10 protein-coding genes are annotated in these 14,192 nt (G+C 45.0%); 4 read left to right on the top strand and 6 right to left on the bottom strand.

What is annotated here, in order from left to right; genetic code table 11:
* Positions 1 to 73 precede the first annotated feature (73 nt).
* Positions 74 to 1,027: a hypothetical protein gene (locus tag QZ938_RS18020; protein WP_293352557.1), complete on the bottom strand. Its 954-nt coding sequence runs from the start codon at positions 1,025 to 1,027 to the stop codon at positions 74 to 76.
* 136 nt (positions 1,028 to 1,163) lie between these two features.
* Entirely contained in the window at positions 1,164 to 1,478 is a 315-nt protein-coding gene (locus QZ938_RS18015; protein ID WP_293338827.1) for a hypothetical protein, read from the bottom strand.
* A gap of 86 nt (positions 1,479 to 1,564) precedes the next feature.
* Between QZ938_RS18015 and proS the strand changes: the two genes are divergently transcribed.
* The 4 genes from proS to QZ938_RS17995 all read left to right on the top strand — a co-directional run bounded on the left by proS (position 1,565) and on the right by QZ938_RS17995 (position 9,257).
* On the top strand, positions 1,565 to 3,439 hold the full coding sequence (gene proS, locus QZ938_RS18010) for a proline--tRNA ligase (RefSeq protein WP_293352555.1): 1,875 nt from the start codon (positions 1,565 to 1,567) through the stop codon (positions 3,437 to 3,439).
* Positions 3,440 to 3,687: 248 nt separating this feature from the next.
* Positions 3,688 to 6,660, top strand: coding sequence for an adenylate/guanylate cyclase domain-containing protein (locus tag QZ938_RS18005; protein WP_293352553.1), 2,973 nt, complete (start codon positions 3,688 to 3,690; stop codon positions 6,658 to 6,660).
* 214 nt (positions 6,661 to 6,874) lie between these two features.
* The gene (locus QZ938_RS18000) at positions 6,875 to 8,938 is read left to right on the top strand and encodes an adenylate/guanylate cyclase domain-containing protein (protein ID WP_293352551.1); all 2,064 of its coding nucleotides are present in this window, start codon (positions 6,875 to 6,877) and stop codon (positions 8,936 to 8,938) included.
* Positions 8,939 to 9,056: 118 nt separating this feature from the next.
* The gene (locus QZ938_RS17995; RefSeq protein ID WP_293352549.1) at positions 9,057 to 9,257 is read left to right on the top strand and encodes a hypothetical protein; all 201 of its coding nucleotides are present in this window, start codon (positions 9,057 to 9,059) and stop codon (positions 9,255 to 9,257) included.
* Here the strand turns inward: QZ938_RS17995 and rpmB are convergent.
* From rpmB to rppA, 4 genes are all read right to left on the bottom strand, one after another.
* Positions 9,254 to 9,490 carry a 50S ribosomal protein L28 gene (gene rpmB, locus QZ938_RS17990; RefSeq protein ID WP_293150949.1) on the bottom strand — a complete coding sequence of 79 codons (237 nt, stop codon included), beginning with the start codon at positions 9,488 to 9,490 and terminating at the stop codon, positions 9,254 to 9,256. The genes QZ938_RS17995 and rpmB overlap by 4 nt on opposite strands.
* Positions 9,491 to 9,757: 267 nt before the next feature.
* A complete protein-coding gene (htpG, locus tag QZ938_RS17985; RefSeq protein ID WP_293352547.1) occupies positions 9,758 to 11,746 on the bottom strand; it encodes a molecular chaperone HtpG in 1,989 nt (662 codons plus the stop codon).
* A 167-nt stretch (positions 11,747 to 11,913) separates the two neighbouring features.
* Positions 11,914 to 13,245 (bottom strand): two-component system sensor histidine kinase RppB, encoded by a 1,332-nt coding sequence (rppB, locus tag QZ938_RS17980; RefSeq protein ID WP_293352546.1) that lies wholly within the window; start codon positions 13,243 to 13,245, stop codon positions 11,914 to 11,916.
* Positions 13,246 to 13,447: 202 nt separating this feature from the next.
* A complete protein-coding gene (rppA, locus tag QZ938_RS17975; protein ID WP_293352545.1) occupies positions 13,448 to 14,137 on the bottom strand; it encodes a two-component system response regulator RppA in 690 nt (229 codons plus the stop codon).
* Between the last annotated feature and the right edge of the window lie 55 nt (positions 14,138 to 14,192).

The following is a 14,192-nucleotide window of genomic DNA, read 5'->3' as shown; positions in this document are numbered from 1 at the left end:
TCCGGATTTTCTAGACAATAAATAATAAAGTGATATTTAGCGCACCCTACAGATTGTAAAATGCGCTGCTGAGTCAGGATTCCGGTTGATTTTTTTCTTCAAAATGAGCTAGCAATTCAGAGCGATCGAGCTGCCTAATTAGTCGCGTGCGATCGAGGGGTTCTAGCTGAATCAAAGGCTCGATTATTTGGGCTAATGCTTCATCAATTTCGCCAAATTTAACTTGTAGCATACTCTCAACTATCAGGCGTTGACTGCGCTGGATACCTTGCTGAATACCTTGCTGGATACCGCGCTGCATACCTTGCTGCATACCGCGCTGAGTTGCATCTTCAAGTCGTTGCAAGTAGAGGGGTGACAGTTCCATAATTAACTCCCGATCTTCTCGATCCGTGTCTTGGCGAACTTCTAAAATCGTTCGCAAGTTGTACAACAATTCTAACGCGTTCAACCGAAACAAATTATCAGAGGGTAATTCTCTCAATTCGGCAATAGCTTGCTTTTGGACGTTTCCCTTCCCCAAAACCCTCAGCCACAGCGTTTCGGGAGTGCGGGGGAGTTGGTGAATAGCAACGATTGCTGCTTTCAGAGACACATTCAAAAAATAAACTCCACTTACCCAATTTTCAGGTTCAGAAGTCGCCCCAAATCCAGCTAACATCGCATCGGAAACAGTCGGCGACAGTATCCAGAGTTGGGGCAAATCAGCCTCTGCAATCCGGGTATTATCTCTAGTGGCGACTCGTTCATATTCAGCATGGACATCAAAGAGTTTACCCAGACAACTGCGAATTTCTCCGGTTTGCACAGGACTGCGGAATGGTTCAATTACAGCGGGTTTTGCTGCAATTTGACCCAGAATGCCGAGGGCTGTTGGTTCTACATCTGGTTCCGCTTTCGGGGCAAATAAAACGTCAATCTGCCTCACTTCTCCAGCAATGTCACGGCTGGTTTCGACATTACCGAGAGGGGTTAATAATTCTTTGAGATATTGTTTGGCAAATTGGTCGTGAATGAATCTGGTCATGAGAATTATCAGCTAGAAACTGTTTAAAAACCTCACGGGCAACTATCAACTGTCAACTATCAACTGTCAACTATCAACTGTCAACTGTCAACTGTCAACTGTCAACTGTCAACTGTCAACTGTCAACTGTCAACTGTCAACTATCAACTGTCAACTGTTTGCAGCATTTACCCTCACAGTTGCGCCGGCTGCGAATACAGCCGTACTCCTCAAAACGTTCGCTGTGTTTGCGAACAGTAGGATAGGCTACCAGATGTAAAGGAATTCCGATTAGTTTGTAAACCAATCGACCAGCAGCATGAAGAATATCCCAAGTTTCGCTTAAGTTAGGTTCTCGCACAAATTCTCCAATTTCATCTTGTAATGCAATCCACTGAGATTGCAGAGTAGGATGGTGACAATTATCAAATGCTGTCATACCTTTTTGATAACTTTTCCAAAGTTTATTCATAGATTTCATCAAATCAGGCTGAGTTCTGATAATATCAGAAGTTAATCTGAGATGACAATTATCCGGTATTTTAAGGAAATCAGCCAATGCGACTCTCTCAAATGCTTTTCGTCACCCTGCGGGAAGACCCCGCAGAAGCAGAAATCCCCAGCCACAAACTATTACTCCGTGCTGGATACATCCGACGCATCGGTAGCGGTATTTACGCTTATCTCCCTTTGATGTGGCGAGTTCTCAAAAAAGTATCCCAAATTGTGCGCGAAGAAATGGACGCTACCGGCGCTCAAGAATGTCTCCTCCCGCAACTGCAACCTGCCGATTTGTGGCGGGAATCCGGCCGCTGGGATACCTACACTCAAGCTGAAGGTATCATGTTTGCTCTGACTGACAGGCAGCAGCGAGAAGTTGGACTTGGCCCAACTCACGAAGAGGTAATTACTACAATTGCTAAGGATATGATTCGTTCTTATCGGCAATTACCCGTACATCTCTATCAAATTCAAACTAAGTTTCGTGATGAAATTCGCCCGCGTTTTGGGTTGATGCGCGGTCGCGAATTTATTATGAAAGATGGCTATTCTTTTCACACGAGCGAAGAAAGTTTGAAGAAAACTTATCAGGATATGGCTCAAGCTTATAGCAATATGCTGCGCCGATCTGGCTTGGAATTTCGAGCGGTAGATGCTGATTCTGGTGCGATTGGTGGCTCTGGTTCTCAAGAGTTTATGGTGCTGGCAGAAGCGGGAGAGGATGAAGTTCTCTATACTGAAGATGGTCAGTATGCTGCTAATGTGGAGAAGGCTGTGTCGATGCCTGCTGATGCCCAAGCTTCGCCTTTTGCAAGTTACGAAAAGCGGGAAACGCCGGGAACTGAAACAATTGCTAAACTTTGCAAGTTTTTGAAGTGTTCTCCGACGCAAGTTGTCAAAAATGTGCTTTATCAGGCTGTTTATGATAATGGTATGACTGTCTTGGTGTTGGTAAGCATTCGCGGCGACCAAGATGTGAATCAGGTAAAGTTGCTGAATGAATTGACAAAGTTGGCGGGAAATTATCAAGCTAAAACAATCCTATTTTTGACGGTTCCTGATGCGGAAGCTCAAAGAAAATGGGCGGCTAAATCTTTGCCTCTGGGTTATATCGCTCCGGATATTGCTGATGATTATATTGCTGGGAACCCCCCCCAACCCCCCCTTGGTAAGGGGGGGCAACAAGACTCAAATCCCCCCCTTGGTAAGGGGGGGCAAGGGGGGGTATCTCCTAAGTTTTTGCGTTTGGTCGATCGCACTGCTGTCGATTTAACAAACTTTGTCACTGGTTCTAACGAGTCAGGATACCACGTGGTCGGCGCCAATTGGGGTAAAGAATTTACGCTACCAGCAATGGTTGTGGGCGTTAGAAGTGCCAAAAAGGGCGATCGGGCGGTGCACAATCCCGAACAAACTTTGCAAACCGCCAGAGGCATCGAAGTCGGCCACATCTTCCAATTAGGCACCAAATACTCGCAAGCCATGGGGGCCACCTACACCAGCGAACAAGGCGAAGAAATGCCGTTTATCATGGGCTGCTACGGCGTCGGCGTGTCGCGGCTGGCTCAATCTGCGGTAGAACAATCCTACGACAAAGACGGAATAATCTGGCCAGTGGCGATCGCGCCGTATCACGCCATCATTAGCATCCCCAATATTTCCGACGCCCAACAAGTAGAAGTCGCCGAAAAACTCTACAATGAACTCAACCAATCCGGAATTGAAACCTTACTAGATGACCGCGACGAACGAGCAGGAGTTAAATTCAAAGATGCAGATTTAATCGGCATTCCCTATCGCATTGTTCCGGGTCGTTCGGTGAAATTAGGGAAAGTTGAAGTTGTGGAAAGAGCAACTCACAAAGCCCAGGAAATTCTGATTGAGGAAGTCAGTTCTACTTTAAAACAGTGGATTGATGCTGCCATCAAATAAGTTTTTGTAACGGTAATACCAATTTAATGTGAAGTTGCATATATCTCGATCCCCTAAATTCCCCTGGTGGGAGGGGGGACTTTGACCGGAATCTTGTCCCCCCCTTAATTAAGGGGGGTTAGGGGGGGATCGGATTCGGGAGTAGCCTCACAAAAAATTGGTATAAGGTGCTTGCTGCACCTACATTGAGGCTAGCAAGGTGCTTGTGGCGCACCCTACATAAACTTATATAAAACTTAAAACTCGACATGAATCTGAACCTAAATCAGTTTCTTCGATTCCCTCAATCCCGAATAGGGCGCTACTTAACCCAAGTAACTCTCGTGGCGATCGCTTACGCCGTGGGGGCGAGGCTAGCATTTGCAATTCAAGGTGTCAATCCCTTTGCTTCCTCGGTGTGGCCGCCCGCAGGAATTGCACAAGCCGGACTTTTATTGTTTGGCCCAAAAGCCTGGCCTGCGATTGTTTTGGGTATATTTTTCCTCAATTTAGTTAACCCAAGCGAACAGATATTTGCAATTTGGGTGGGAGGCAACGTAGGAGCAGTTTTGCAAGCTGTTTTTGCAGCCACTGTGCTGCGCTGGCTGGGGTTTCGTCCGTCTCTAGAACGTTTGAAAGATGTAGTTAATTTAATTTTATTGGGCGGTTTAGTTTCTACTCAGATTAGTTGCACTATTGGCGCGTTTTCCATATATTTAGCTGGTCAAGTAGATTGGGCAGAATACTGGTCGCTCCGGTGGAATTGGTGGCTGGGAGATGCAATGGGAGTTTTAATTTTAACTCCTTTGATTTTAATATTTTTGCGTCCTAAGGCAACCGCCGATCGCTTAAAAAGACAAACCGAACTCCCTAAAAATTATTTAATTTGGCGGGGAGTATGGTTAATATTATTAATTGGGGTAAGCTGGCTTGTCTTTGAGTCAAAAAATGAAGCTTCTATTTCTCGCTATCCCCTGGAATATTTGCCGTTTCCTTTGATAATTTGGGCGTCGCTCCAATTCGGTCAGCGGGCCGCTGTCTTAGGATCGTTTATTGTGTCAAGTATCGCAATTTTTGGCAGTTCTCACGGATCTGGGCCATTTATAGCTAAAGCCGAAAATATCAGTCAGGCTATCTTATTTTTACAAGCTTTTATGGCGGTAGTTACGATTACTTCGTTGTTATTAGCCGCGACGGTAGCCGAACGCGCGGAGGCAGAAAAATCTCTGCGAGTAAGCGAAATTAAATATCGAGAATTGGTGGAAAATGCTAACAGTATTATTGTCAAACTAGCTCCCGACGGCACGATTACTTTTTTTAATGAGTTTGCAGAAATATTCTTTGGCTACAATCAGGAAGAAATCCTGGGGAAAAGTGCTGTGGGAACAATCATTCCCATGAGCGACATCGAAGGGAATAACTTAGAGTTGGTTTACAATCAGATTTTACAAAATCCCGATCGCTTTACTAGCTATGAAAATGAAAATATCCGGCGTAACGGATCTCGCGTTTGGGTGTCTTGGGCAAATAAGCCGCTGGTTGATGCAGCAGGAGAACTTTTGGGCATTCTCTGCATCGGGACAGATATCACCGATCGCCGAAAAGCTGAAATAGAGCTCCAAAAACTGAACGAAAAGCTGGAAATCCGAGTTGCAGAACGGACAAATGCCCTGAAACAAAGCGAACTTCAGCTACAGAAACAGAAATCGGCATTAATTGATTTAGCCAAAAATAAAGCGCTGAATCAAGGCGACTTAACCAAAGCGCTTCAAGAAATCACTGAAACTGCTAGCCGTACTCTGGAAGTTGCGCGATCGAGTATCTGGTTGTACGATCGCCCTAAATCCAAGATGGAGTGCCTGGATTTGTTCGATCGCGCTCTCAACCAGCACTCAGACGGTTTAGAATTATCAGCAGCAGACTATCCTGTCTATTTTCAAGCACTCCGAGAAGAGCGCGCAATTGCTGCCTTTGACGCGCAAAAAGATTTTAGAACTCGAGAATTTGTAGAATCTTACCTAATTCCGTTCGGCATCACTTCCATGCTAGATACGCCGATTCAAATAGGCCCAGAAACAGCAGGAGTTCTCTGTTTGGAACACGTAGGAATGCCCCGTTATTGGACTATCGAAGAACAAAGTTTCGCTGTTTCTCTAACAGATTCTGTAACTTTTGCAATGGAAGCGCGAGAACGCCAGCGCGCTGAAGCAGCACTGCGGCAAGCTGAGGCAAAATACCGCAGCATATTTGAAAATGCGATCGTTGGCATCTTTCAAACTACTCCAGATGGAGAATATCTTAGCGTCAACCCAGCTTTAATTCGCATTTATGGTTACAGTTCCTGTGAGGAAATGCTGGAAAAGTTAACTGATATCAACCGCCAGCTATATGTAGACCCAGAACGCCGCGCCGAAATCATCGAATTAATGCGAAAAAACGGCAAAGTATCGGATTTTGAATCTCAGGTTTACCGTCAAGGCGGCAGTATAATTTGGATTGCCGAAAATGCTTATACTGTCTCTGATAGACATGGCAATTTACTTTATTATGAAGGTACTGTTCAAGATATCACAACTCGCAAAGAAGCTGAGGCAGCTTTGCGATTAGAACAAGAAAAATCTGACCGTCTCCTGCTGAACGTTTTGCCAAAACCGATCGCCGAAAGACTCAAACAAGACCAAAGCATCATCGCCGATACTTTTGCCGAAGTCACAGTATTGTTTGCAGATATAGTCGGTTTTACTCAAATTAGTGCTCAAATTTCTCCGCCGGAATTAGTTTCCTTGCTTAACGACATTTTTTCGACATTCGATCGCCTAGCCCAAAAGCACGGATTGGAAAAAATTAAAACCATTGGTGACGCTTATATGGTAGTAGGAGGGCTGCCGATGCCCCGCAGCGATCACGCAGAGGCGATCGCCCAAATGGCCCTGGATATGCAGCAGGCGATTATTGACTTCAGCAATACCAACAATCAAGATTTCAGCATCAGAATCGGCATCAACAGCGGCCCGGTTGTCGCCGGAGTCATCGGCATCAAAAAATTTATCTACGATTTGTGGGGAGACACAGTTAACACCGCTTCCCGTATGGAATCTCACGGCTTACCCGGTCAAATTCAAGTTACATCTGCAACTTACGAGCGATTGCAGGACAAGTATTTATTAGAAAGTCGCGGCACCATTGAAGTCAAAGGCAAAGGCGAGATGAACACTTATTTTATCACAGGAATCAAGTTATAAAATAAGGAAGATGAAACAGGCAAAAAGGAAGAATCAATAGTAGTTGTAGGGTGTGTCGCTAGTGAAAAAAAAACTCAATTTGAATCAACTTTTTGAGTAGCAACGCACCTGTGCTTAGCTCGTACAAACAAAGCCAACAATTCTATTTAAATAATTAAAAATCTTCTAATAGTTTTGACGGTTGGTATAGTTAGTTGAAAATATAAAAGTCACTATGAACCAAAACAAAAATCAATTTATGCGATTTATTCAATCTATAAATTGGCAATATTTAGGAAAAATAGCTGTCATTGCCTTTGCTTACGCTTTAGGAGCTAAAATAGCATCTTCAATCCCCGGCGTGAATAAATTAGCTACCTGCGTCTGGCCGCCCGCAGGAATTGCCCAAGCATCAGTTTTATTATTTGGTCGGCGCCTTTGGCCGGGAATAGCTTTAGGCGTATTTTTTTACGAGACTCTCAACCTCAAAATATCCTTAATAAATGCAACAATTAGTGCTTTTTGCGGTTGTTTGCAAGCTTTATGTGCATTTACTTTGCTGCAACAGTTCAAGTTTCGCCCCTCACTGGCTCGACTAATTGATGTAGTCAATTTAATCTTTTGCGGTGCTGTAGTTGCCACTCAAATCAACTGCACTCTCGGCACGCTGCGGCTGTGTTTGACTGGTCTTATTGACTGGAGAGAATATTGGGAAATTCGGTGGAATTGGTATCTTGGAGACACATTAGGAGTTTTGATTTTTACTCCGATGCTGCTAATTTTTTACCAAAAAATAGCGACACGCAATCAACAAATAATTAAGATTAAAACACTTGTAAATATAATTTTGTGCGCCATATGTTGGCTACTATTGATAATAGTAAGTTGGCTAGTATATACATCAAAAACTAATAGCAATCTATCCGGCTATCCCCTAGAATACTTGCCATTTCCGTTGGTGATTTGGGCAACCATTCAATTCGGTCAGCGCGGGGCTGTTTTAGCATATTTTATTGTATCCAGTATTGCCATTTGGGGAGGTTCTCAGGGAGGTGGCCCGTTTATTGCCAAAGCCATAAATATTAATCAAGCAATCTTATTTTTGCAGGCTTTCATGAGCGTAATTGTAATTACTTCGCTGCTGTTAGCTGCCACAGTAGCAGAACGCGCATCAGCAGAGGATTTGCTGCGGGAAAGCGAAGTTAAGTATCGGGAATTGGTCGAAAATGCTAACAGCATTATTTTAAAACTAGATACAGAAGGTAATATTACTTTTTTTAACGAGTTTGCACAGAATTTTTTTGGTTACAGAGAAGAAGAAATACTGGGAAAACACGCAGTTGGCACAATTATACCCCAGACAGATACAGCGGGAAACGACCTGGCGGTGTTATTGAGCAATATTTTAAATAACCCGGAACAGTATACAACAAATGAAAATGAAAGTATGCGGCGCAGTGGATCTCGCGTTTGCGTATCCTGGGCAAATAAACCGCTGTTTGATGCGGCCGGAAAGTTCGCGGGGCTGCTGGCAATCGGTACGGATATCACAGACCGCAGGCGGGCTGAAATTGCGCTTTGCAAGCTGAATGAAGAGTTAGAATCTAGAGTTGAAGAACGAACTAATGCTCTCAATGAAACTTTAAATGCACTGCGAGTTCAACAGGCACAGTCAGAACGGTTGTTGTTGAATATTTTGCCGGAAGAAATAGCAAATCGGTTGAAGCGGGGAGATAGCACGATCGCAGATACTTTTGCTGATGTTACTGTATTATTTGCCGACATCGTAGGTTTTACTCAATTGAGTGCGCGAGTTTCTCCAACAGAATTAGTTGCGTTGCTGAATGATATTTTTTCGACTTTTGACAACTTAGCAGAAAGGCACGGTTTGGAAAAAATTAAGACGATTGGCGATGCTTACATGGTAGTGGGAGGGCTGCCAATTACTCGCCCCGATCACGCAGAGGCGATCGCAGAAATGGCCCTGGATATGCAGCAGGCAATTATTGAATTCAGCAATACCCACAATCAAGATTTTAGTATCAGAATCGGGATCAATACCGGCCCGGTTGTCGCTGGAGTCATCGGTATTAAAAAATTTATTTACGATTTGTGGGGAGACACCGTTAACACCGCTTCCCGCATGGAATCTCACGGTTCCCCTGGGTGCATTCAGGTTACATCTACAACTTATCATAAATTGCGAGAAAAGTATTTTTTTGAAAATCGCGGTGAGATCGAAGTTAAAGGTAAAGGGATGATGACTACTTATTTACTGCAATGCAGAAAATTGGTTTAATCAAGGTTTGATCGTTCGGACTTCAGTCCTTTCTTTTCAAGTTTGTAGTGAGGAGTTCAGTCAGGTTTGATCGTTCGGACTTCAGTCCTTTATTTTCACATTTGTAGTGAGGAGTTCAGTGCTTTATTTTGCAATTCAGGAAGAAGGACTCGCATTCCTCACTACGAACGGGTTTGATCGTTCGGACTTCAGTCCTTTCTTTTCTGACTTAGGAAGAAGGACTCGCATTCCTCACTACGAACGTTTGTTTGTAAAAGTAAAGGCGATCGCACTTTTAATATACGCGATCGCCCTTTGCTTAACTAACAAGATTATTTAAAGCTTGTAAAGATTAATTCCAGCTTCCTTAGCCATAATTTCCAAACCCTTGTGCTCCAAGGTTTTAATCGCCTTCGTAGAAAGGTGTAACTTGACCCAACGCTTCTCCTGCGGCCACCAAATCCGCTTCCACTGCAAATTAGCGCCTTGCAACTTGTGAGTGCGGTGGTGCGAGTGAGATACCGCAAAACCGTTGTTCGCCTTCTTGCCCGTTAGCTGACATTTCCGTGACATATTGCCCTCCAGACTACTTGTTTTTGATGCAGCCTTTCATTATAGAACAACTGCGGACTACCCCCCTAGCCCCCCTTGTTAAGGGGGGGACAAGAAAACCTCGAATCGCTCTCTCAGCAAGGGAAATCAACTTTTGCCAAGGTACGTTGTTGGGATGCGAGCCCTCTTTACACATATAAGCAAAGAGGGCTCGCATCCCAACAACGTACCTAGTTTGTTTGACGAGTATCAAACCGCCCCCTTAGCAAGGGGGGTTGGGGGGATTAATTACATTGCACGTTCAGTCAATTTTGTCAAGACATGATTCGATCGCTCGACAAACTCCTGCATCCCTTCAGCATCGAAACCCTTCTGGGCCATCAAAGCCAAGTCATAAACGTGGTGACAAATCATGCTGGCCAACTGCGCCGAGGGAGACTCGCCGCCGCCTTGAATAATCGCACCCTGACTCAAATTAGCCAGATTTTGAATCAGCGGGTGAGACGTATTCACCAGCAAAACGTGTTCATCGGGGAATTGCGCTGCTTGCTGCTGCAAAAGCGCCGTCATATCGCGCATCCGGCGCAAAGCTTCTGGTAACAGGACGATCGCAGGTGGCGCCGCCTCAGCAGAGTCAGACTTCAAAGCTTCAGTGCGGATGTTCACTTTCGGCTTGTTGAGAGCATTTTGGAACAGTTCTTTAACTTGTTCGCTGCGAGTTTTATTAGTCGCCGGATCGACAATTTCGGCTTCTTTTTCTTTGTCAATTAGCGTGTCGTCGATGTCGGAATCCACCCGCGAGAATTTAACATCTGAGTATTCGCGTTCCAAGAAACTGATAAAGTGCGTGTCAATGAAAGAATCCATAAACAGCACTTCTAAACCTTGGCTTTTGTGCAGGGCGACATAAGTTGCTTGCGACGCAGGTTCAGTGCAGTAAAATACGCGGTTTTCGTGGCGTTTTTGATTGCGTTCCAAATACTCTTTCAGAGTCGTGTAAGGTTGCGTCGAACTAGAACTGTCCGATTTGGTAGTGACATCTTGCCACAAATCTCCGTCCTCAGTTTGCACCTGCACTTCTGGCGTTGCAATTTCTGGTTTTTCTGCTGTTGGTTCGTAGGTGCTGCGGTAGATTAAGATATCTTCGACTTGTTTTTTGAACTTATCATCGTTGAGAGATCCAAACTTGACAAAAGTGCCGATATCTTGCCAGCAACGGATGTATTCATCGCGGTCGTCGCGGTAAAGTTCTTTTAGGCGATCGCCCACTTTCTTCGCAATATAATCAGCGATTCTTCTGACTGTGCGATTGCTTTGCAAAGAACTGCGAGAAACGTTCAGCGGAATATCGGTACTGTCAATGACTCCCCGCAGCGGCATCAAGAATTTTGGGATAATTTCTTCGCAGTGATCGCTGACAAAAACTTGGTTGCAAAATAGCTTGATATTACCTTGGGTAACATCGACATCCGGTCGCAATTTGGGAAAGAAAAGAATGCCGTTGACAATGAAAGGATAATCTGTATTCAGGTGTACCCAAAGTAGCGGCTCGTCTTGAAACGGATAAAGATAGCGGTACAGTTCTAAGTAATCTTCTTTCTGCAAATTGCTGGCTGCTTCCCGCCAAATTGCCTTATGCTTGTTGAGTTCCTCTCCCTCAAATTTGATCGGAACTGGCATGAAATCGCAGTAAGTTTTGATTAGCTGCTTAATGCGAGTGGCTTCTACGTATTCTAGTTCTTCGTCTTGCAGAGTGAGAGTAATCGTAGTGCCGCGTTCGGTGCGGGCGGATTCTGATAGTTCAAAAGCGGGTGAACCATCGCAATACCAATGTACTGCTTGTGCGCCTTCTTGGTAAGAAAGGGTGTCTATGTCTACTTTCTGAGCGACCATGAAAGAAGAGTAGAAACCAAGTCCAAAGTGGCCGATAATTGCGTCGTCGCCACTGCCTTGATATTTTTGAATAAATTCTTCGGCGCTGGAGAAGGCGACTTGATTGATGTATTTTTTTACTTCGTCGGCTGTCATCCCGATGCCGTTGTCGGTAATTGAGAGTGTTTTGTTTTCTTTGTCGATCGCAATATTGATTTGTGGTTCGCCAATGTCGCCGCTGTATTCGCCGGAACGGGAAACCATTTTGAGTTTGGCTATGGCATCGACGGCGTTGGAAATTAGTTCCCGCAAGAAGACTTCATGGTCGGTGTATAGCGATTTCTTGATAATCGGGAAAATATTCTCGGTATGGATTGAGATTGTTCCCTGTTCTAAAACTGTCATAATTCTTGGGTGATAATTGTGAGAAATTAACTGTCAACTAAGAGGGCGGGCACGGGGGCACCGCCCCTACAACTGTCAACTGACTATTTAATGATTTTGGGCGATCGCGCTACCTTTTGCCAAAGGGATTACCACAAAAAGATATTCGGTTTCCCCCACATCATAGCTCACAGGGGCAACCGCAGCAGGAATGTAGCGCCTGCGCCCAATTCACTGCGCGCGGTGAGGCTACCGCGGTGCGCGCGGGCTATGGTTTGTGCTATCGCCAATCCGAGTCCCGAACCGCCTGTATGGCGCGATCGAGATTTGTTGACTCGGTAAAAGCGATCGAATATCCGCCCTAAATCTGCCGCCGCTATCCCAATCCCGGTATCTTGCACCTGAATTATCGCCTCGATGTGGCTGCAATCTAAGATTACTGTGACTTTTCCGCCAGCCGGAGTGTATTGAAGGGCGTTGACAATTAAGTTAGTAACGAGACGGTAAAGTCGATCGGCATCTCCGACAACATTCAATGGCTGCTGTACGCGGATTTCCGATGTTAGCGCTACCTGGGAGGATCTCGCCAAAGCTGCCAATTCCTCGACCAAATCGCCCACCAAGTCGTTTAAACAACAAAGCTGAGGGCGATCGGAGCTCACCTGAGAGTCCATCCGCGCCAACAGTAACAAATCAGTCACTAACTGAGTCAATCGTCGGTTTTGGCGATCGACAGTCTGCAAAATTTCCCGTGCTTCTTTCTCATCCAATTGTGGCATCAACAGCGCCGATTCTACTGTGGCTTGAGATGCCGCTAAAGGCGTTCGCAATTCGTGGGCAGCATCCGCCGTAAACTGTTGGATTTGTCGGTAAGAAGCATAAATCGGTTTCATTGCCAATCCTGCCAACCACCAACTAGAAAAAGCCACCAAAATTAACGCTGTCGGCAATCCTAACTTTAAAATTAATTTAACTGTACTGAGATAACTGTTGAAGTCTTGCAAGCTCCGTCCTACTTGAAAGTATCCCCAATCTTCCAGGGTGTTTGTGTGCAGGGATACAGAAATTTGATGATAAATATTCCCTTTGCTGTCAGCGATTGTTTGCCAGTGTTGCGAGTTAAATCTCGGCGGCAATGTTTCGGGATAAGCGCCTGCTGTAGCAATCAATTTCCCAGAAGAGTCAAATAAACGAATATAATAATAGCCTTGGTTGATAGCGCTTAAAATATGGCGATCGGCTAACTGTTCTTTAACGCCGTTAACTCCAATTACGCGGAGGTTTGGCAAAAGTTCATTGACGATTGGTTCCAGGCGTCCGGGCTGCTGTAGCTTGATTTCGAGGCTATCGTGGAGTGTCCCGGCTACCGATTCTAGCTCGCGATCGATCGCGATCCAGTGCGCGTGGGCGATCGCCTTGTATACACCAAATCCCAACAAGCTTAAAATCAAACCCATGACTGCGGCGTAGGAAATCGCTAATTGCGATCGAGTGCGGTTAAATAGTTTATTTTGATTCACGTTTCATCATTTGCTGGTAATTGGTAATTGGTAATTGGTAATTGATTGGGGATGATATTTTTTATTTACCGCAGAGGACGCAGAGGACGCAGAGAAGGAGAAAAGAGAGAATTAGTAGAAGGGAGGACAATAAATATTATTTTCTTAGTCCGCGGAGGCGGACATCGTTTGTGTAGGCGCGGTTTCAACCGCCGTCTTATCTTTAATTTCTCATTCGGTATCCGACGCCGTGGACAGTTTCAATTAAGTTCGCACAGCCAACTACTTCGAGTTTGCGCCGCAGCAAGCGCACTTGAGCCGCTACCACATTGCTAAAAGTATCTGCACTAGCTTCCCATATCTGATTCCGAATTTGGTCGGTGGTGACAATTTGGTTCGGATGTTTCATGAAATATTCTAACAGTTGAAATTCTTTGTTAGTCAGAGAAATTGTCTGGTTTCTGCCGTTTTGATGGAGATGAAAAGCTGTGCGATTCCCGCAATCTAAGGCGAGATTGCCGACTTGTAGCTGTTGGGGCTGTATTTGGGGCGATCGCCTTTGTAGCGCCCGCAACCTTGCTAACAGTTCCGCCATCCCGAAGGGCTTGACTAAATAATCGTCAGCCCCCGCATCCAATCCCGCCACTTTATCCTCCATCCTGTCTTTGGCTGTCAGCATCAAAACTGGCAAAAAACTATGTTTGGCGCGCAATCTTCGCAGCAATTCTATTCCCGACAATCCCGGAAGCAACCAGTCAAAGATGGCTACGGTGTATTCCGTCCACTGACTGTCTAGATATTCCCAAGCTTCATTCCCATCCTGGGCCCAGTCAACTATGTATTTTTCTTGCTTCAAAGTGCGATCGATCGCCTTTCCTAAATCTGGTTCATCTTCAACTAGCAATATTCTCATAATTTTGCAACCGCTGATATTGGCAGATTAACGCTAATGGTGCAACCGCTATCAT

It is taken from the genome of Microcoleus sp. CAWBG27, from assembly GCF_020883145.1.
Lineage (GTDB): Bacteria > Cyanobacteriota > Cyanobacteriia > Cyanobacteriales > Microcoleaceae > Microcoleus.
Note: the sequence above shows the minus strand (reverse complement) of the source record. Positions and strands in the feature narration are given on the sequence as shown.

Excerpts from the sequence above, each read along its gene's own strand:
- QZ938_RS18020 (WP_293352557.1), bottom strand. The coding sequence starts at position 1,027 with ATGACCAGATTCATTCACGACCAATTTGCCAAACAATATCTCAAAGAA.
- QZ938_RS18015 (WP_293338827.1), bottom strand. The coding sequence starts at position 1,478 with ATGAATAAACTTTGGAAAAGTTATCAAAAAGGTATGACAGCATTTGAT.
- proS (WP_293352555.1), top strand. The coding sequence starts at position 1,565 with ATGCGACTCTCTCAAATGCTTTTCGTCACCCTGCGGGAAGACCCCGCA.
- QZ938_RS18005 (WP_293352553.1), top strand. The coding sequence starts at position 3,688 with ATGAATCTGAACCTAAATCAGTTTCTTCGATTCCCTCAATCCCGAATA.
- QZ938_RS18000 (WP_293352551.1), top strand. The coding sequence starts at position 6,875 with ATGAACCAAAACAAAAATCAATTTATGCGATTTATTCAATCTATAAAT.
- rpmB (WP_293150949.1), bottom strand. The coding sequence starts at position 9,490 with ATGTCACGGAAATGTCAGCTAACGGGCAAGAAGGCGAACAACGGTTTT.
- htpG (WP_293352547.1), bottom strand. The coding sequence starts at position 11,746 with ATGACAGTTTTAGAACAGGGAACAATCTCAATCCATACCGAGAATATT.
- rppA (WP_293352545.1), bottom strand. The coding sequence starts at position 14,137 with ATGAGAATATTGCTAGTTGAAGATGAACCAGATTTAGGAAAGGCGATC.